This window comes from Pantoea sp. XY16 (assembly GCF_025153065.1).
GTDB classification, from domain to species: domain Bacteria; phylum Pseudomonadota; class Gammaproteobacteria; order Enterobacterales; family Enterobacteriaceae; genus Pantoea; species Pantoea alfalfae.
In genome coordinates, this window is record NZ_JANZNP010000005.1 from 123861 (window position 1) to 142870 (window position 19010).

Sequence of the window (19010 nt, forward strand, 5' to 3'; positions counted from 1 at the left end):
TTAGTCGCCCAGCCCGGCGGGGTTAATTTCAGAACGATCGATATGCTCCACGCCTTCACCCCAGCGGTTCAGCACCTTCTGATAATCACCATTGCTGATGACGCCATTCAGCGCAGTGCTGATCGGTTCTGCAAGGCCGCTGCCTTTTTTCACCGTAACGGCAATGTGCGCCGCTTTTGGCCAGCCACCATCCACACTGCCGATCAGCCGGGTTTTACCGGTCAGTGCCGCTTTCCAGGCACCAATGACGTTAGGACCAAACCAGGCATCGGCCCGCCCCGCCTGCAGTGCCAGCGTCTGGGCGGCGTCATCTTTGGCGTAGATCGGGGTAAAGCCCTTCAGACCCTTTGCCTGATTCTCTTTATCCCACGCCAGCAGAATCGCCTCCTGATTGGTGCCGGATCCCACAATGATCCGCAATCCGGCAATGTCTTCCGCTTTGGTCAGTGACTTAATCGGGCTGCTGGTTTTGACATAGAAGCCAAGTGAGTCTTTGCGATAGGTGGCGAAGTCGAACTTCTCTTTGCGCTCTTTAGTCACGGTAATGTTGGAGATCGCCGCATCATACTTGCCCGAGGCCACACCCAGCGGCCAGCCTTCCCACGACGTCGGCACGACATTGAGTTTTAATCCCAGGCTATCCGCAACCAGTCGGGCAATATCCACCTCGCTGCCGAGCAGGGTTTTGTTGTCATCGGAAAATACCGTCAGCGGCGGAGAGTTCTGCGCCGCCACGGCCACGGTAAAGGAGCCCGGCACTACAAAGTGATGTCCCGCGGGCAGTTGCGCGATGGCGTCAGGATTCTTCACCGTATTAATCGGCGCTTTATTGGCTTCCAGGCTGACGCGCTGGCCGTTATAGGACACGCTGGTGCCTTCAGCCAGCGCATGGCTGCTGGCGGTCAGAATAAGCAGGGCAAGAAGACGCGATGTTTTTTTCATGACGCAGGCTCTTATTGTGAGGTGAACTGATTAACGGGTTGCTTCAGGGCGAAGCTGTCGCGCAGCGTACTGCCCGGGTAGTCGCGGCGCGTCAGGCCGCGAGCCTGCAGAATCGGCACCACGCGGTCAACAAACCGTTCAAAGGTGTCGGGTGTGCCGCCATTGATAATGAAGCCGTCTGTGGCGTGGGTTTCGAACCAGAGCTGCAGGCCATCCGCGACCTCTTCCGGCGTACCGTGAAACAGCGGACGTGGCGTTGCGGCTTCCAGTGCCGCCTGGCGCAGCGTATGGCCATGCTGCTGTGCTTTGCGTTTGATCTCGTCGGTGGTGCTGCGGAAGCTGTTCTGACCAATGTCGCCGATGTCCGGGAACGGCTGATCCAGCGGATATTGAGAAAAGTCGTGGTGGTCAAAGAAACGACCAAGGTAGTTAAGGGCATCGGGAATCGATACCAGCGCCGCCGTGGTCTGATACTGGCGCTCTACGTCTTCCGCATCATCGCCCACGATCACGCTGACACCCTGGAAGATGTGAAGATCCTCTGGCTGACGACCGTTCGCTACCAGCTGCTGTTTCACATCCTGATAAAACGCCTGCGCTTCTTCGCGGGTGGGCTGATGGGTAAAGATGGCGTCAGCATGACGCGCCGCCAGCTTTTTACCGTCGTCGGACGCACCCGCCTGGAAGATAATCGGACGGCCCTGCGGCGTGCGGGCGATGTTTAGCGGTCCCTGCACCTGGAAGAAGTCGCCATGATGATCGAGCGTGTGCAACTTCGCCGGATCGAAGAACTGCCCGCTCTCCTTGTTGCGCACAAAGGCATCCTGCTCCCACGAATCCCACAAGCCTTTCACTACCTGCAGATACTCGTCGGCAATGCGGTAACGCAACGCGTGTTCCGGGTGTTTCTCGCGGGAAAAGTTTTTGGCGGAACCCTCCAGCGGCGAGGTAACAACGTTCCAGCCCGCACGCCCGCCGCTGAGGTGATCGAGGCTGGCAAACTGACGCGCTACCGTGAACGGCTCGCTATAAGAAGTGGAAACGGTACCGACCAGCCCCAGATATTCTGTAACGCCCGCCAGTGCAGAGAGCAGCGTCAGCGGTTCAAAACGATTGAGAAAGTGCGGGATCGATTTCTCATTGATAAACAACCCGTCGGCAACAAACAGAAAATCGAGCTTGCCCTGCTCCGCCTTGCGGGCGATTTTTTTGGCGTACTCCAGATTAATACTGGCATCGGCCTGCGCCGCGGGATGGCGCCAGGCAGACATGTTTCCCGATGCGCCATGCAGAATAGTGCCCAGCCGAAGTTGTCTTGTGGTCATGATGCTCTCTCTTTTTTAGTCGTAGCGATGCCCGACGAGGGTTGTCAGAACCCCCGTGTTTTGGCGGGCTGCAGATGAATTCAGTTCAGAATGGCGTCCCGACATCGCGCATTGAGGTGTTGCAGCGCCTGGCGTGCCAGTCGGGCGAAGTAGTCGGCGGCGGGGGCAATCAGCGCCTCATCCGGGGTAAAACTGGCATGGTGCAGACCAAAATCACTGGCGCTGCCGATACTGACAAACGCGCCTGGCACCTGTTGCAGATAGAACGCAAAATCCTCACCCAGCAGATGCAGTTCGGCGGACTGCACCCGATAGCCAGCCTGCTGCGCGACGTCACTGCTGAAGGTTGCCCAGTGCGCATCGTTGATTAGCACTGGCGGGCCGGGATGCCAGCTCAGGGTCGCCTGCGCGCCATTGGCTTCAGCAAAGTGTTCAACCAGCGTACGCACCCGCTGTTCCAGTTCGGCACGCAGTTGTAAATCGTGCGTGCGGGCGGTGCCGCCAAACTCAACGCCGCCCGGCAATACGTTCCAGCTTTTGCCGCCGTCGATGCGGGTAATGCTCAGCACCAGACTGTCCAGCGCACTAAAGCTGCGGCTGGTGAGTCCCTGTAAGGCCTGGATGATCTGGCTGGCGGTGACAATACTGTCCACGCCCTGCTCCGGATACGCGGCATGCGCGCCTTTGCCGGTGACGCGAATAATAAATTTGTCCGTATTGGCGTAAAACGCCCCGCTGCGGGTAGCAAACGTACCAACAGGCAGTGAAGGCTCGTTGTGCATGCCGAAAATAGCCTGCACCTCATCCAGCACGCCCGCCTCGATAAACTGGCGTGCTCCGCGAGCAATCTCTTCAGCGGGCTGAAAGAGGATGCGCACCCGACCAGGCAACTGATCGGCCTGGTCGTTAAGCTGTAACGCTGCGCCCAGCATCACAGCGCTATGGAGGTCGTGACCGCAGGCGTGCATCACACCGGGATGACGGGAGTGAAAACGCACACCGCTCGCTTCATGGATTGGCAACGCATCGATGTCGGCGCGCAGGGCGATGACGGTCTCTCCGCTGCCAATTTCCGCCACAAGACCCGTCTCAAGGGGATAGTCGAGCAGCCTGATGCCCGACGCCTGCAACCAGCCCCGCAGCCGGGCGGTGGTGGCGAACTCCTGACCCGACAGCTCTGGCCAGGTGTGCAGTTCACGCCGCCATTCAATCAGTTGTGATGCATTGCTCATGATGACTCTCCACTCAGACTCAGGCTGCAACCAGATGATGCGTAGCCAGTAACTCCAGTGACTGCAGGCGGGCAGCCGGCTCGGTAATCGGCGTGTCGATAACGAACTCATCAATGTCGAAATTATGGTGCAGCGCATCAAGCTGGGCATGAACCTGTGCTGCGGTGCCTTTCAGCAGTGACGGTGTGCGCGGCTCAATCTGATAATCGCGATATCCACCCTGCCGCACATAGCGCTCAGCCTGTTCCAGACTCGCGACGTTAACGCCAGGTCCGCCTTTCACCGACACATGATAATGACGCAGCGTGGAAACCAGCAGGTCAGCCTGGGCGGGCGAGTCGGCCACCACTACCTGAACAGCCACCAGAGCGCGCTGGCCGTTACTGAGGTGAGAGAAAGTACTCAGTGCATGCTCCAGCAACTGGCGGTCGCCATTGAGATGAGCTGCAAAGACAAACTGCCAGCCCAGACTTGCCGCCAGCCGGGCGCTCTCTTCACTGGCGCCCAGCAAAAATCGGTTAGCAGGACGTGATGGCAGCGGCGTCGCGGCTAAACCTTCGACATCAGGCTGCGCCTGTGTGGGTTTAAGCCAGCTATCCAGCAGTTGAAGCTGTTCGGCAAAGCTCCCTTTTTTAGCCGCATCGACACCCTGTTGCAGTGCATGTGTGGAAAGTGGCAGTCCGCCCGGCGCTTTGCCCACACCAATATCAATGCGGCCCGGTGCCAGTGAGGCGAGCAGGTTAAAGTTTTCCGCCACTTTATACGGGCTGTAGTGCTGCAACATCACCCCGCCCGATCCGACGCGAATATGTCGGGTCTGGGCAATGATCCAGGCAATCAATACCTCAGGTGAAGGACTGGCCAGCTGCGCGGTGTTGTGATGTTCCGCCAGCCAGAAGCGGTGATAACCCCACTCCTCTGCTAGCTGTGCCAACTGCAGCGTACGCTGCAGTGCTGCTACAGGCGACTCGCCCTGCAGCACGGGCGCCTTATCTAACAGACTTAATCGATATGCCATTCACCTGGTCCTTGTTCATTCCGGTTGCGGACCAGTGTGCTGCGCAGTCGATAATTGGTAAAACATCATATTGTTTTATGCTTTATTGAATTCGTCATAATGGGGAACAGTGAGAAGTGAAAGAGGGAAAACGGGCTCTGAAACAGGGAATCAGGCAGAAATTTTGCGTATAACGTTTTTCGATGCCTGATATTCAGGTGAGTAAAATCGGCGAACTGGCAAAGGTCTGCAGAAAATCGTCTTACGTATGGAGAGATGACAGTTGTTATTAGCCGCGACTGCAGGAATTTCATTCATCAGGGATGGAGCATTATTGAGTCGACTCTTAACGGGGCAGAAAAATGAGACAGGAAAATAAGTCTTGTAAGCATTCGTACAAGTCAGAGGCTACACAGCATGTAGCCTCCGGAATATTGTTAACTGGCCGTAACCTGGCTGATCATTACGCCCTTGATTGTGCTGTTTTCACGATAATATTGAAGGCAATTCAACTGAGTAAATTCTCCGTATCGACGTGAATCATTGCAATATTGGTTAATTTTCCCTTCTGGCTTACTGGAGAACATCGAGAACAGAGTGTCTGAAGATGCATTGAGTAAAGGGATGCCTGTAACAGAGACATTCAAATACCCTTGATATTCAGAACACTCTTTTTTCGTTCCCTCGCTCGCAATGGCTATCGTCGTTAAGTCTCCCTGCCCCATCTCGTTATCTGAAATAAACCAGAAGTTTACATTTCTGGATGTCAGGCAGAACCACGATGCCTGATTATCGTGGTTAACTACAGCTCCGGTTTGTTTTGCAATGTCTTCAAGGTGGCTAAACTCCATGGCAAAAAGCCTGTCACCAATGATTACTTCGGGAACTAATTCTTTGCGTGTGTCGTGATAAGTGACTGATGATTTGTCATCATAATAACTGGCGCCGAAGCCAGTCATCAGAGCAGCCATCACAGCAGGAGAAAATATTGTAATGATAAGAAGTGATTTCATTTAACATTTAACTCCCTGTCACCACTTGCCCATATGCTTTTTCGTACACTGAGTGAAGCGATTATACAACCTTCAGATGAATCCAGTGGATGCTTCTTGCTTGCTCCATGAATACGAAACGCAGAGCGGCCACACATGGCATTGCTCAGAGCGGGTGTGAGATCGAGAGTATATTTTCCGGTGTGAACTGAATTATGCGGAGAACCAATGGTATAATTACCCTTGGGTAGTGGGCCTTTGCTGCTTACACATTCCTGAGAAAAATCATTCTTATAACCTGTCGCCCCGGCGTAATCTGCGGTGTATGTTTCACCATTGCGGCTGAAGGTGTGTGATGTGACATCATATTTCCATGCCATTATCCATTCCTCTCATTCCATGAATCAGAATAAATGACATTACCGTCCAGATAATGCCATGTAATTTTTTTATAGGAAAAATCAATAAACTCAACATGATTGTGCCTGGCCCACTGGTGTTTTTTAACATCCATCATCAGGGAATCTACTTCTGTAACCTTAATGTTCTCAAGGCTGGTTCGAAAATACTCCTCCTCCTGTCCGTTATTATTTATTCTATAGAATTTAAATACTGCTGACTTTAGTGTCTGCCCCGTAGACAGGGCTTTGTAAAGCCAGGGAGAAGAACTATCAATTTCTTTCATAAATGAGAATGAACTATGTAAGCATTTTGCGGTGATTTTTCCGGTTAAAGCCTCTGTAGGTTGTTGAATAGATTGCATTAGTTCGCTAACTTCTATACTTCCCTCTCTGCCTTTTACATCAACGCTTCCTTTTATGGTCTTACCACTATCATCCATAAGCCATAGCTAAACTGGAATAGCCATTACTAACTCCCTTTTATTATCAGACAGTGTAATAATCATCTGTTATATCTTTTTAGCAAGAGAGTATTGGGAGATTTTTTGATATCAATCAAGTGATGGCATTTCTTTGGGTTTTAGCGAAAAAACAAGTTAAGTCATCGAGTCATTACTCATGTAAATTAAAATCATAATGATATTGAACAATTTTATTTTTAGATGAAAGATCATTTTGTCTGATGATACCGAAAGCGGCTGATTAAAGCATGCTGCCTGGCATACTTGCTTACACGCCAAAGCGCAAACTCTATCCCGGAGTCAGCTGATTCAGGATCGCTTGCCTGTCGATGTCTGCGCAAAGTAATAGCGTTGATATACGTAAAAACAGGCGTCTAAAGCGTATTTCTAAGGCCGTTGCGAGTTTTGTTTCAACGGGAAAAAGCGGGTGTTGATAAGCGCCACATTCACTTCACAGGGAACGCCGTCGTCGAGATAAACGGTTTCATTGAGCTGAATGACAGCATCCCCTTCCGCTAAATTAAGCAGAGTCAGCGTCTGTGAATCAGCGAGATTCACGGCCGTCAGATGCTGATCCCTGAGCTGCACTTTCTTACCGGTAACCTCTTCAATATAGCCATATTTTGAGACCTCCAGCTTGCTGAATTCCAGGCTATTAAACATATTCACCGGCAGGTGAATATGTTCCAGAGCCACGGGGATATCATCGAAACACATCAGGCGTAAAATTTTATAAATCTGATCGCTGTTTTTAATACGGAGCGCCTGCGCCATATCGGCTGAAGGGACTTTAATTATGCTGACCGAAATGATTTTCCTGACGCCTTTATGCCCCTTTCGTTGCGCCTGAAAATCAAACGGTGAAAGCACATGATATCTGTGCGCCTGACTGCTCACTTCAGTAGAGCCCACAAAGATACCTGAACCTTTGACGCGATAAATTCTCTGCTGCTCAACCAGAATACGTGTCGCTTCACGAACCGTCGCACGGGTAATGCCGATATTTTTTGCGATGGATATTTCGGTATCCAGCTTTTCTCCGGGGAGAAGGCCATCATCCTTAATTTTATTGAGGATGTAATCAACAACCTCTTTTTGCTTTTCTGTGATGCCATCAGCCATCGAATGTCTTCCTGTATGCGTGAAGGTGGAACGCCATCAATCCGTATCAGTACAGTTCTGCCTGACATTGCCGGATAAGTACTACTTCGGCGACCTGAATATGTGACCAACTTATCAAGTTGGCACTGATGTTAAGGCTGTTCAGCGATATTTTGACTTTACAGGTTGTGTCCATACACATCGAGGGACATCATCAGGATGACTAGACATCTTCAACATGTACAGATGTGATGACGAAGATGACATACAACCTTACGTCCACGGTCAGCAACTAACTTTCTCGTAACACTATGAGAAGAGGCTTTTTTAATCATCTTAAGCCCTTCATTATCCTGAGCTTCGGTTGTCAGCAGGCTCAGTTAAAAAGTGGTGAAGCAGGAGTTTTGAAAAACTGACTGTACATACTCAGGCATTTTGAGGGAGATCAAAGCGATGTCACACCTGGCGAAGTGGTTAAACAATGAGAAAGTCCAGTACGTTGAACGCGTTGCGGACTGGCAGGAAGCGATAGCGATAGCCGGGCGACCTCTGCTCAGTGAAGGCGCAATATCGCAGGATTATATTGATGCCATTATTCGACAGAAAGAGGAGATCGGTCCCTTTTTTGTTATCGCGCCGCAGATTGCCATGCCTCACGCGCGCCCGGAACAGGGCGCGCACAAACTGGGTTTGTCGATTGTGCTGCTGGGCACACCTGTAAATTTTGACTCTGAAGAGAACGATCCGGTAAAGGCGATTTTTATGTTTGCGGCACCGGACAGTAATAGCCATATCGAAATGATTTCCCAGCTGGCGGAAGTGCTGTCCGATGAAGAGATCATGGCTCGGATCTTTAATGCGAGCAGCCAGGACGCGCTCATGACGATTTTATCAGACGTCTGATCCGCCCGTTAAAAGCGACTTTTAATCAACAGTTAATGAGGTTTGATATGAAGATTATGGCAGTGTGTGGTTCAGGCCTGGGCAGCAGCTTTATGATGGAAATGAACATCAAAAAAGTGCTTAAAACAATCGGCGTTGAAGCGGAAGTTGAACATTCAGATCTTGGTTCTGTTACGCCTGATGTGGCGGATGTTTTTGTGATGGCAAAAGATATTGCCTACAGCGCAAACCTGCCGGAACAGAAGGTCATCATCATCAACAATATTATCGACCTGAAAGAAGTGGAGCAAAAAATACGCGAGTATTTTGAGAAAAACTGACGCTAATAATCAGATAAACGCCTTACCTCGAGGTTAATATGTTTACTCAAAATCTTTTGCAGTTCGTCGTCGATGTACTGAAAGTGCCCTCAATCCTGGTCGGACTGGTGGCATTTTTCGGACTGATTGCGCAGAAAAAGCCGTTTCCAGATGTGATTAAGGGCACGGTAAAAACTATTCTGGGCTTTCTGGTGCTGGCAGGTGGCGCGACCGTTCTGGTCGGTTCCCTGACGCCACTGGGCGACATTTTCAAACATGCGTTTGATGTTCAGGGCATCATTCCAAATAACGAAGCAATGGTCTCTATCGCGCTGGCTAAATATGGCGCGCCAACCACCATGGTCATGGCCTTCGGCATGGTTGCCAACATTGTGGTTGCCCGATTCACCCGACTCAAATATATCTACCTGTCAGGACATGTGACGTTTTACATGGCCTGTATGATCGCGATTATTTTATCGGTTGCTGGTTTTGAAGGTATTCAGCTTATTTATACCGGGTCACTGCTGTTAGGTATTCTGATGGCCACCTTCCCGGCTATCGCTCAGCCCTATATTCGCAAGATCATCGGAGGTGACCATGTCGCGCTGGCGCATACCGGGACAATAGGTTATGTCTTATCAGGTTGGATCGGCTCTTTAGTTGGTAAAGGTTCGAAATCCACCGAAGAGATGAATATGCCAAAAAACCTGAGTTTTTTGCGCGACAGTACAATCTCTATCTCCCTGACGATGATGATTATTTACTTAATCCTGTCGGTGTCTGCCGGTAAAGAGTACGTAGAGTCTAACTTCAGCAATGGTCAGAACTACCTCGTTTACTCCTTCATTCAGGCCATTACCTTTGCCGCAGGCGTCTTTATTATTCTGCAGGGCGTGCGTTTAATTCTGGCTGAAATCGTTCCGGCCTTTACCGGCTTTTCAGAAAAACTGGTGCCGGAAGCCAGACCCGCGCTCGATTGCCCGATTGTCTTCCCCTATGCGCCGAATGCGGTGCTGGTTGGCTTTATCTCCAGCTTTGTCGGTGGTCTGGTCGGACTGTTTGTCCTGGGTCAGCTGCATTGGGTCTTGATTCTGCCGGGTGTTGTTCCTCACTTCTTCTGTGGTGCGACAGCTGGCGTGTTTGGTAATGCGACCGGCGGCAAACGCGGAGCAATCTGTGGCGCCTTCGCTCATGGCCTGTTAATCACCTTCCTGCCTGTCGCCCTGTTGCCGGTGCTCGGACAGATTGGACTGACCAACACCACTTTCTCGGATACGGACTTTGGCGTAACAGGCATCCTGCTCGGTAATATGGCGCACTTTATGGATAAGGGAACCATTACCCTGATTATCACCGGCATTTTTGGCCTGCTTGTGGTTTATAACTTCATGGCCAAAAAGAAAAGTCCTGCTGAAACAAATGAAGTGTAATCAGCCGCTGTAATGCTAACCGGAAAAGGCCCTCCCCCTTTTCCGGTTTTTCACACCCGACCAGACTGACCGAACCCCCGGTATTCCCACACTTACTGGCTGCAGCGCGCCAATCCTGATATCGATTAATGTCATTTCTCCCCTTTGTTTTGCCCGTACGCTGACGCACAACGCCACTGCTCCCCTCATTTCTGGTTCAACCCGGTCCTGATTTTCCATAAAAAAAGGACTATTCCGAACGTAAAAAGTGATCTGAATCACATTTTCAATATTAGACATATTAATAGATAAAATTTAACAACAAAACATTTGAATGATAATGATTAACATTTACACTCTCATCCGCATATAACAAAGCGTTAAACGCTGCCAAATCCACAAATAATATGCGGTATTTTCTCTTTTTAAGGTGAAAACCCTAACCCACGTAATGGTCAGGGTTTTTATCTGGTTAGTTAGTTTTATGTTTACTGGAGTTGTTGAGCGGATTTCTAACGCTGCTGACGTGGTGTCGGCAGGGTCACTGATATTCACGCACAGGAACTGAAAATGCTTTTACGCTCATCCACTCAGACGGCACTGGACCTCGCGCCAGCCTCCAATGCCAGCGGAGCCGAAACGGCTATTTTTAACGATCAGCAACTGGCGGCCTGGTCGCAGCAGACTCAGGAGGTGCTGTCGCTGATGACGCGCACCGTTACTGGCGTAGAGAAGCCTTTCAGCGGGATTCTGCCCCACGAACTGGCGGCGGCGTTCAGCGATGTCGATCTCGATCGTCCGCTGGGCAATAACGATGACGCGCTGGCAGAGCTGAGTCAGCTCTATCTGCGTGACGCTGTCTGGTTCCACCACCCTAAATACCTGGCGCATCTGAATTGCCCGGTCGTGCTGCCCTCTCTGATGGCCGAGCAGATTATGGCGGCAGTGAACAGTTCGGTCGATACCTGGGATCAGAGTGCCGGCGGCACGCTGATTGAGCAGAAGGTGATCGACTGGACGCTGAGCCGTATTGGTCTGCCTGCCGGATCGGATGGGATCTTTACCAGCGGCGGCACCCAGTCCAATCTGATGGCAATGCTGCTGGCGCGTGACAGCTGGTGCGCGGAACATCATCCGGGGCATCTGATCAAACATCGCGGCCTGCCGGAGACAGCGCCGAAGTGGCGGGTATTTACCTCGAAACTCAGCCACTTCAGCATTCAGAAGTCGATGGCGATTCTGGGTCTGGGCTATGACGCGGTTATCGCCGTTGATCACGACGACCACTACCGCATGGACGCAAAATGCCTGGAAAAAGAGATCGCACGCTGCCGCAGTGAAGGGCTAATCCCGATTGCCGTAGTCGCCACCAGCGGCACCACAGACTTTGGCAGCATCGATCCGCTGCCCGACATCGCCCGTCTCTGTGACGATCACGGTCTCTGGATGCATGTTGACGCCGCTTACGGCTGCGGCCTGCTGGTTTCTGAGAATCATCGCGCACGGCTTAACGGCATTGAGCATGCTGACTCCGTCACTGTCGATTATCACAAATCGTTCTTCCAGACTGTCAGCTGTGGCGCCTTCTTTGTGCGCGACAGTCATGACCTGAAGCATGTCACGCACCATGCAGATTACCTGAATCCACTCAGCGCTCAGCAGGAAGGCACGCCCAATCTGGTGAACAAAAGTATTCAGACCACCCGCCGTTTTGACGCCCTGAAGATGTGGCTGACACTGCGTGTGATGGGCCCCGCGGCGCTGGGTGACGCCTTCGATACGCTGATAGATCTGACCCAGGCCACGCACCAGCTGTTAACGGCGCATCCTGCCATTGAAGTGCTGCATGCGCCTGAGCTGACGACCCAGATTTTCCGCTACGTTCCCGGCAAACATGCCAGCGACGCGCAGATCGACGAGATCAACGCTGCCATCCGTAAAGCGCTGTTCCGTTCCGGTAATGCGGTGATTGCGGGCACAAAAGTCGACGGGCGTCAGTATCTGAAATTTACCCTGTTAAATCCCACCACGACCACTGCCGACATTGAAGATGTACTGAGCCTGATTGCGCACTATGGCCGCGAACAGGTGCGTGCCTCTGCGCTGAGCGCGGCGAATCATGGAGAGATCTGAAATGAATAATCCTGTTTACGATTTTATTGGTATCGGCATCGGCCCGTTCAACCTGAGCCTGGCCTGTCTGAGCGAGCCGGTTGAGGGGCTGAATGGTCTCTTCCTGGATGAGAATCCGGGCTTTGACTGGCACACCGGCATGATGCTGGAAAATGCGCATCTTCAGACGCCGTTTATGGCCGACCTGGTGACGCTTGCCGACCCCACCAGCCCGTATAGTCTGCTCAACTACATGAAGGAAAAGGGAAAGTTATACTCTTTTTATATCCGTGAAGATTTCTTCCTGATGCGCAAAGAGTATAACCAGTACTGCCAGTGGGCCAGCTCGCGGCTCTCCAATCTGCGCTGGAACAGTCATGTCGAGTATGTCAGCCATGATGAGGCCACCGGGATCTATCATCTTCAGGTGACCGACACCCGAACGGGTGAAAAACTGCGCTATCAGGCGCGTCATCTGGTTCTCGGCACCGGGCCTAAAGCCTGGATGCCAGCGTGCAGCCAGCCGCATCGTCAGCGCCTGACGCACTCCAGCCACTATCTGGCTAACAAAGCAGAACTGCAGCAGAAGCGTTCAATTACCGTACTGGGCAGCGGCCAGAGCGCCGCAGAAATTTACTACGACCTGCTGACCGATATTGACCGCTTTGGTTATCAGCTCAACTGGATCACCCGCGCGCCGCGCTTTTATCCGCTGGAGTACACCAAGCTCACGCTGGAGATGACCTCGCCAGAGTGGGTCGACTATTTCCACGCCCTGCCCGCCACCACCCGTGATGAGCTGAATGCGCGCCATAAGAATCTCTACAAAGGCATCAACAGCAGCTTAATCAATGACATTTATGACCTGATGTATGTCAAACAGCTCGACGGCGATCTCAACGTCAACCTGTTTACCCACTCGGCGCTGACCGCGATGCGCTGGCTGCCGCAGGGCGAATTCGAGCTGACGCTACATCAGGAGGAGCAGGATTGCACCTTCACCCGTCGCACTGAAGGACTGGTGATGGCGACCGGCTATCACTATCAGCCACCAATGTTTTTAGAGGGCATTACCGCACGCCTGCGCTGGGATGACAAAGGCCGCTACGACGTGCAGCGCAACTACAGCATCGATCATCATAATCAGATTTTCGTACAGAACGCCGAACTGCATACCCACGGCTTTGTCACGCCGGACCTCGGCATGGCTTGCTACCGCAACTCTGTACTGCTGCGTGAACTGACCGGACGCGAGGTCTATCCGATTGAGGGCCAGATCGCCTTCCAGACCTTCCCGGCAAAATCGGAGCACTGAGATGAAATCACTAACACTGTTCAGTGCCGACCGTCCCGCAGGACGGTTTACCCTGAGACCGATGCTTGAGAGTGATGCGCCGCTAATCCACAGCTGGGTTACCCGCGATTACGCACGCTTCTGGGGCATGCAGCAGCAGAGCCTGGAGCAGGTCGCGGCGTTCTACCAGACGCTGACGGCAACGGATCCCCATGCAGCGCTGATTGGCTGCTGCAATGATCAGCCCGTCTGCCTGATTGAGTGCTACCGCGCCTGTGACGACGAGGTTGGCAAGTTTTATCCGGCCGCGTCCGATGATTACGGCATGCATATTCTGATTGCCCCAGCCAGCCAGCCGATCAAAGCCTTTAGCTGGCAGGTCTTCACGCTGGTGATGGACTACATGTTCAGCCGTCCAGAGGTGCGTCGCGTGGTGGTCGAACCGGACGTGCGCAATGAAAAAATTCACGTGCTGAATAAACGCGCCGGATTCCGCTACCAGCACACTATCGACATGGGCCATAAAACCGCTTGGCTGGCCTTTTGCCAGCGGGAAGATTATCAACACGCGTTACAGCAGGAGTCGCAGACCATGAACATTCTCCCTTCACTGACCGACGGCACGCATCTGACGGGCGACAACTGGGCGCAGGCAAACCGCATGCTGATCCGCAAGGCAATTGCTGAGTTCGCGCATGAAAAAATCATTGCGCCGCAGGAAACGGGTGATGGCAGCTATCAGCTGGCCGTGCCGGGCGGAGAAGCGACATATCATTTTCACGCCGCGCGGCTGGCGCTGGATCACTGGGAGATCGACGCAGATTCCCTGCGCAAGCAGGAGAACGGTCACGCGCTGCCGCTGGATGCGCTGAAGTTTATCGTGGAGTTCAACGGTGAGATCGGGATTCCGCAGGCGCTGCTGGCAACTTACATGGAAGAGATCAGCAGCACGCTGTGCAGCAGCGTTTATAAGCTGCAGAAGAATAACCCCGACAGCCAGGCGCTGGTCGCAGCTGATTTCCAGACGGTAGAAGCGGCGATGACCGAAGGCCATCCCTGCTTTGTTGCCAACAACGGACGTATTGGCTTCGATGCACAGGACTATCTGGCCTATGCGCCGGAAGCAGCCGCGCCCGTGCATCTTATCTGGGTCGCGGTCCACCGCCGCAACGCCCATTTCTCCAGCCTCAGCGAGCTGAGCTATGAGCAGCTGATGCGTGATGAGCTGGGCGACACTACCGTGGAACAGTTCAATGCGCAGCTGGTGAACAAAGGGCTGGCGGTGGAGGACTATATCCTGATGCCGGTGCATCCGTGGCAGTGGCAGAACAAACTGCTGACCGTGTTTGCGGCCGATATTGCCAGTCACGATATTGTTTATCTCGGCACCGGCGACGACGCATACCAGGCGCAGCAGTCCATCCGCACCTTCTTTAACCGCAGCCAGCCTGAAAAGCGTTACGTGAAAACCGCGCTGTCGGTACTTAACATGGGCTTTATGCGCGGCCTGTCGCCCTATTACATGGCGACAACACCCGCGATAAACGGCTGGCTGGAACAGCTGGTCGCGGGGGATGCCTGGCTGAAACGCTGTGATTTCCGCATCCTGCGTGAAGTCGCGTCGGTTGGCTATCATAACCGCTACTATGAGCAGGCGATCAAAGGCGACTCCGCTTATAAAAAGATGTTCGCGGCGCTGTGGCGCGATAACCCTGCCGCCAGTCTGCAACCGGGCCAGCGTCTGATGACGATGGCCTCTTTCCTGCACGTCGATCACCACCAGCAGCCACTGCTGCCCGCGCTGATCGCGGACTCCGGTTTACCTGCTAAGCAGTGGATTGAACGCTATCTGACCTGCTATCTTAGCCCGCTGCTGCACTGCTTCTATCAGCACGATTTGGTGTTTATGCCGCACGGTGAAAACCTGATCATGCTGCTGGAGAACAACGTTCCGGTCAGCGCCTATATGAAGGATATTGGCGAAGAGATCGCCGTGATGAACCCTGACGCGGTGCTGCCGGAAGGCGTGCAGCGCCTGGCCGTCGAGGTGCCGGAAGAACTTAAGTTACTCTCTATCTTCACCGATGTGTTTGACTGCATCTTCCGCTTTATCAGCGCGATTCTGGATCAGTCAGAGACACTGCCGGAAGACGATTTCTGGCAGGCAGTGGCGCAGTGCGTGAAGGATTACCAGCAGGCGCATCCGGAGCATGCGACTAAGTTCGCGCGCTATGACATGTTCGCGCCCGAGTTTACCCGCTCCTGCCTGAACCGCCTGCAGCTGGCGAATAACCAGCAGATGATCAACCTCTCCGATCCCGCCGAGAACCTTAAGTTCGCTGGCACATTGATCAACCCGATTGCCCGCTGGCGCTAAGCGTTACACTGTCACTCAATTATTATGCGGTCACCCTGGTGGCCGCTTTTTTTAATGGTTTTATTGCAGGAATCTTTAATGGCTTCTTTTCAACCGCTGGCAAAGCTGACCCGGCGACATCTTATCTTTCCGCTATCGCTGGTATTGTTCGAGTTCGCCACCTATATCGCCCATGACATGATCCAGCCCGGCATGCTGCTGGTGACGCAGGAATTCAAGGTCGGCCCGGAATGGGTTTCCACCTCGCTGACCGCCTATCTGTTCGGTGGCATACTGCTGCAGTGGCTGCTGGGTCCGCTCTCGGATCGCATCGGACGGCGTCCGGTACTGCTCAGCGGCGTGGCCTTTTTTATGCTCTCCTGCATCGCGACCCACTGGGTGCAAAGCATTGAGCAGTTTGTCCTGCTGCGGTTTCTGCAGGGGATCAGCCTCTGCTTTATCGGTGCGGTGGGTTACGCAGCGGTGCAGGAGGCGTTCACGGAGTCGCTGAGCATCAAAATGATGGCGCTGATGGCCAACGTTGCCTTGCTCGCCCCGCTGGCCGGGCCGCTGGCAGGCGCGGCTTTTCTGACCGTAGGTGAATGGCGCACCCTGTTCTGGCTGATTGGGGCGGTTGCGGCGCTGGCGCTGGCCGGGTTGTGGTATGCCATGCCTGAAACAGCAGGCGATCGTCAGAAACCGCTGTCGCTGCGATCGATTATCAGCGGTTACGCGGCGTTGCTGAAGGATCGTCAGGTGATGCGTGGTTCACTGGCTATCGGACTGGTCACCGTGCCCTGCATCGCCTGGGTGGCGCTATCACCTGTGATTTTGATCCACGGCGCGCAACTTAGCCGCATCCACTATGCCCTGCTTCAGCTGCCGGTCTTTGCCGCGATGATTGCGGGCAATCTGATGCTGGGGCGATTGTCCAGCCGTCTGCCGATTGAACAGCCGGTACGGCTTGGTGCCTGGCCCGTGGTCTGCGGACTGGCTATTGCGGTGGTCGCTACTTTGCTGGATCCGCAAAGTTATCTATGGCTCACCGCCGGAATGAGTCTTTACGGCTTCGGCACCGGGCTGATTAATGCCGGACTGTATCGCATGACGCTGTTTTCAAGCAGCGCCGGAAAAGGCAGCGTGGCGGCAATGCTGGGCATGGTAAGCATCCTGATTATTGCGCTGGGCATTGAAGCCGCCAAAACCGCGTATTTCAGCTTTGGAACCGGCGGCTTTAGCCTGGTGAACCTGATCTGCGGGTTGCTGTGGCTGGGTCTGGTGAGTGCGTTCCTGCGTGCCGGACAGCGTAAATTATGTGCCGAATTGTAATAACGCCCCTGCAGGTCGTTAAGAAAATATAAATCCGCGGAATGGCAGATGTTTATTTGCCATTCCGTACATTCAAACCATTCATAAATTCCCACCCACTCCCGCATTTATTATTTTCAGATAAGCTTTGACCAAATCGTTACTTTATCTGTGTGTTGCGTCATTCGATGATGATTCCGCCTGCTGAGGCAATTGATAACAAAGGAATTCACCATGACGACGTTATTTCCCCTTAAACCACGCGCACAGACGCTGGTTTTTACCTTACTTACCGGGATTCTCACCTTTAATGCAGAGGCCGCGCCGGTTAAAGGCGGCACGCTGATTTATCTGGAACAGCAGGCACATACCAACCTCTATCCGCCAGCCGGGGGCTTTTACCCGAATGGCGGCATTCTCAATCAGATCACCGATAAATTAACCTGGCAGAATCCTGAAACATTACAGGTTGAGCCCTGGATTGCGGAAAGCTGGACCACCAATGCCGATAAAACGGAATACACCTTTAAGTTACGTCCTGGTGTGACTTTTTCCGACGGCACGCCATTAGATGCTAACGCGGTGGCGAAAAACTTTGATACCTACGGGCTGGGAAATAAAGCGCTGCGCCTGCCGGTTTCGGAAGTGATTAATAACTACGACCACAGTGAAGTGATTGATCCGCTGACGGTGAAGTTTTATTTCAAAAAACCCTCGCCTGGATTTTTGCAGGGCACCGCCACCATTGGCTCCGGCCTGGTGTCGCTGAGTACCCTGGCGCGCAGTTTCGATCAGCTGGGTGATGCCCGGCATATCATTGGTTCCGGACCATTTGTGGTCAGTGATGAGAAGCTCGGTCGCGAAGTGGATCTGGTGGCGCGCAAAGCGTACCAGTGGGGCCCGAAAAACATCAGGCAGCAGGGTCCGGCTAACCTCGACGGAATTAAAGTGATTGTGACGCCGGAAGACAGCGTGCGCATCGGTGCGCTGCTGGCGGGTCAGGCGGGACTGATTCGTCAGGTGCAGGCTTATGATGAGAAGCAGGCGAAAGATCAGAACTTCCCGGTTTATGCCGCGCCGACCCGTGGCGTCAACGACAGCCTGAGCTTCCGTCCTGATAATCCGCTGGTGAGTGATATCCGGGTGCGTCAGGCGCTGCTGCACGCCACCAATGCGAAGCAGGTGGTTGAAACGCTCTTCTCTCCCAACTATCCGCAGGCAACCTCGGTCGTCGCGACCACCGCTGCCGGCTACGTCAATCTGGCGGACAAACTGACGTTTGATTTGGCAAAAGCGAAGGCATTGCTTGACCAGGCAGGCTGGAAACCCGGCGCAGATGGCATCCGTGAGAAAGCGGGTCAGCGGCTGGCGTTAACCGTCTATGAGTCCCTGCCGCAGCCGCAGAACAAAGAGGTGCTGCAACTGGTCGCGCAGCAGTGGCGACAGGCGGGGGTTGCCCTCACTGTGAAAGCCGGTGATGCAGGCAGCAAAACGCTGGATAACCTGGATCCTCTGAAAACGCCGCTGAATGTCACGGAAGTTGGCCGCGCCGATCCCGACGTGATTAAAAGCAGCTTCTACCCGGCTAACCGCGACAACCTGCTGCAGAAAGGCGGCTCCAGCGACAAAGTAAAAAACTTCCGTGATGACCAACTCAATCAGCTGCTGGTGGACGTCTCCTCCGAAGTTGATCCGGCAAAACGACTGCAGCTGACCGGTGATGTTCAGCGCTATCTGCTGGACCAGGCCTATGTGATTCCGATCTTTGAAGAGCCGCAGGTTTATGCGGGCGCGCCCTGGCTGAAAGGGGTCAGTTTTGAGGCGGTAGGCCGTCCGGCACTCTATGGTGCCTGGCTGGAAAAACAGTAACCGGAG

General features: G+C 53.3%; 16 protein-coding genes. 8 read left to right on the top strand and 8 right to left on the bottom strand.

Going from position 1 to position 19010, the window contains the following annotated elements:
• The 8 genes from N1689_RS08345 to N1689_RS08380 form a co-directional block, all read right to left on the bottom strand.
• Positions 1–942: an ABC transporter substrate-binding protein gene (locus N1689_RS08345; RefSeq protein WP_161736790.1), complete on the bottom strand. Its 942-nt coding sequence runs from the start codon at positions 940–942 to the stop codon at positions 1–3.
• 11 nt (positions 943–953) lie between these two features.
• Entirely contained in the window at positions 954–2267 is a 1314-nt protein-coding gene (locus tag N1689_RS08350; protein WP_260058531.1) for an LLM class flavin-dependent oxidoreductase, read from the bottom strand.
• 80 nt (positions 2268–2347) lie between these two features.
• Positions 2348–3499: an amidohydrolase gene (locus tag N1689_RS08355; RefSeq protein ID WP_253418163.1), complete on the bottom strand. Its 1152-nt coding sequence runs from the start codon at positions 3497–3499 to the stop codon at positions 2348–2350.
• A gap of 19 nt (positions 3500–3518) precedes the next feature.
• Complete coding sequence (locus tag N1689_RS08360; protein ID WP_260058533.1) at positions 3519–4517, bottom strand: MsnO8 family LLM class oxidoreductase; 999 nt, start codon at positions 4515–4517, stop codon at positions 3519–3521.
• Between the two features lie 416 nt (positions 4518–4933).
• Entirely contained in the window at positions 4934–5509 is a 576-nt protein-coding gene (locus N1689_RS08365) for a hypothetical protein (protein ID WP_260058534.1), read from the bottom strand.
• Positions 5506–5868 carry a DUF2778 domain-containing protein gene (locus N1689_RS08370; protein WP_260058535.1) on the bottom strand — a complete coding sequence of 121 codons (363 nt, stop codon included), beginning with the start codon at positions 5866–5868 and terminating at the stop codon, positions 5506–5508. The genes N1689_RS08365 and N1689_RS08370 overlap by 4 nt, the downstream gene beginning before the upstream one ends.
• Complete coding sequence (gene tssD / locus N1689_RS08375) at positions 5868–6329, bottom strand: type VI secretion system tube protein TssD (RefSeq protein ID WP_260058536.1); 462 nt, start codon at positions 6327–6329, stop codon at positions 5868–5870. Before tssD ends, N1689_RS08370 begins: the two co-directional genes overlap by 1 nt.
• A 408-nt stretch (positions 6330–6737) precedes the next feature.
• The gene (locus N1689_RS08380) at positions 6738–7472 is read right to left on the bottom strand and encodes a GntR family transcriptional regulator (protein ID WP_222925737.1); all 735 of its coding nucleotides are present in this window, start codon (positions 7470–7472) and stop codon (positions 6738–6740) included.
• Between the two features lie 432 nt (positions 7473–7904).
• Between N1689_RS08380 and N1689_RS08385 the strand changes: the two genes are divergently transcribed.
• The 8 genes from N1689_RS08385 (at position 7905) to N1689_RS08420 (ending at position 19004) form a co-directional block, all read left to right on the top strand.
• On the top strand, positions 7905–8354 hold the full coding sequence (locus N1689_RS08385; protein WP_222925736.1) for a PTS sugar transporter subunit IIA: 450 nt from the start codon (positions 7905–7907) through the stop codon (positions 8352–8354).
• A gap of 47 nt (positions 8355–8401) precedes the next feature.
• On the top strand, positions 8402–8674 hold the full coding sequence (locus N1689_RS08390; protein WP_003855084.1) for a PTS sugar transporter subunit IIB: 273 nt from the start codon (positions 8402–8404) through the stop codon (positions 8672–8674).
• Between the two features lie 38 nt (positions 8675–8712).
• The gene (locus tag N1689_RS08395) at positions 8713–10086 is read left to right on the top strand and encodes a PTS ascorbate transporter subunit IIC (protein ID WP_260058537.1); all 1374 of its coding nucleotides are present in this window, start codon (positions 8713–8715) and stop codon (positions 10084–10086) included.
• Between the two features lie 549 nt (positions 10087–10635).
• Positions 10636–12198 carry an aspartate aminotransferase family protein gene (locus N1689_RS08400; protein ID WP_260058538.1) on the top strand — a complete coding sequence of 521 codons (1563 nt, stop codon included), beginning with the start codon at positions 10636–10638 and terminating at the stop codon, positions 12196–12198.
• 1 nt (position 12199) lies between these two features.
• Positions 12200–13492 (top strand): lysine N(6)-hydroxylase/L-ornithine N(5)-oxygenase family protein, encoded by a 1293-nt coding sequence (locus N1689_RS08405; protein WP_260058539.1) that lies wholly within the window; start codon positions 12200–12202, stop codon positions 13490–13492.
• 1 nt (position 13493) lies between these two features.
• Positions 13494–15848 carry a GNAT family N-acetyltransferase gene (locus N1689_RS08410; RefSeq protein ID WP_260058541.1) on the top strand — a complete coding sequence of 785 codons (2355 nt, stop codon included), beginning with the start codon at positions 13494–13496 and terminating at the stop codon, positions 15846–15848.
• Between the two features lie 78 nt (positions 15849–15926).
• Positions 15927–17156 carry an MFS transporter gene (locus N1689_RS08415; protein ID WP_260058543.1) on the top strand — a complete coding sequence of 410 codons (1230 nt, stop codon included), beginning with the start codon at positions 15927–15929 and terminating at the stop codon, positions 17154–17156.
• A 213-nt stretch (positions 17157–17369) separates the two neighbouring features.
• The gene (locus tag N1689_RS08420) at positions 17370–19004 is read left to right on the top strand and encodes a TIGR04028 family ABC transporter substrate-binding protein (RefSeq protein ID WP_260058545.1); all 1635 of its coding nucleotides are present in this window, start codon (positions 17370–17372) and stop codon (positions 19002–19004) included.
• Positions 19005–19010 lie beyond the last annotated feature (6 nt).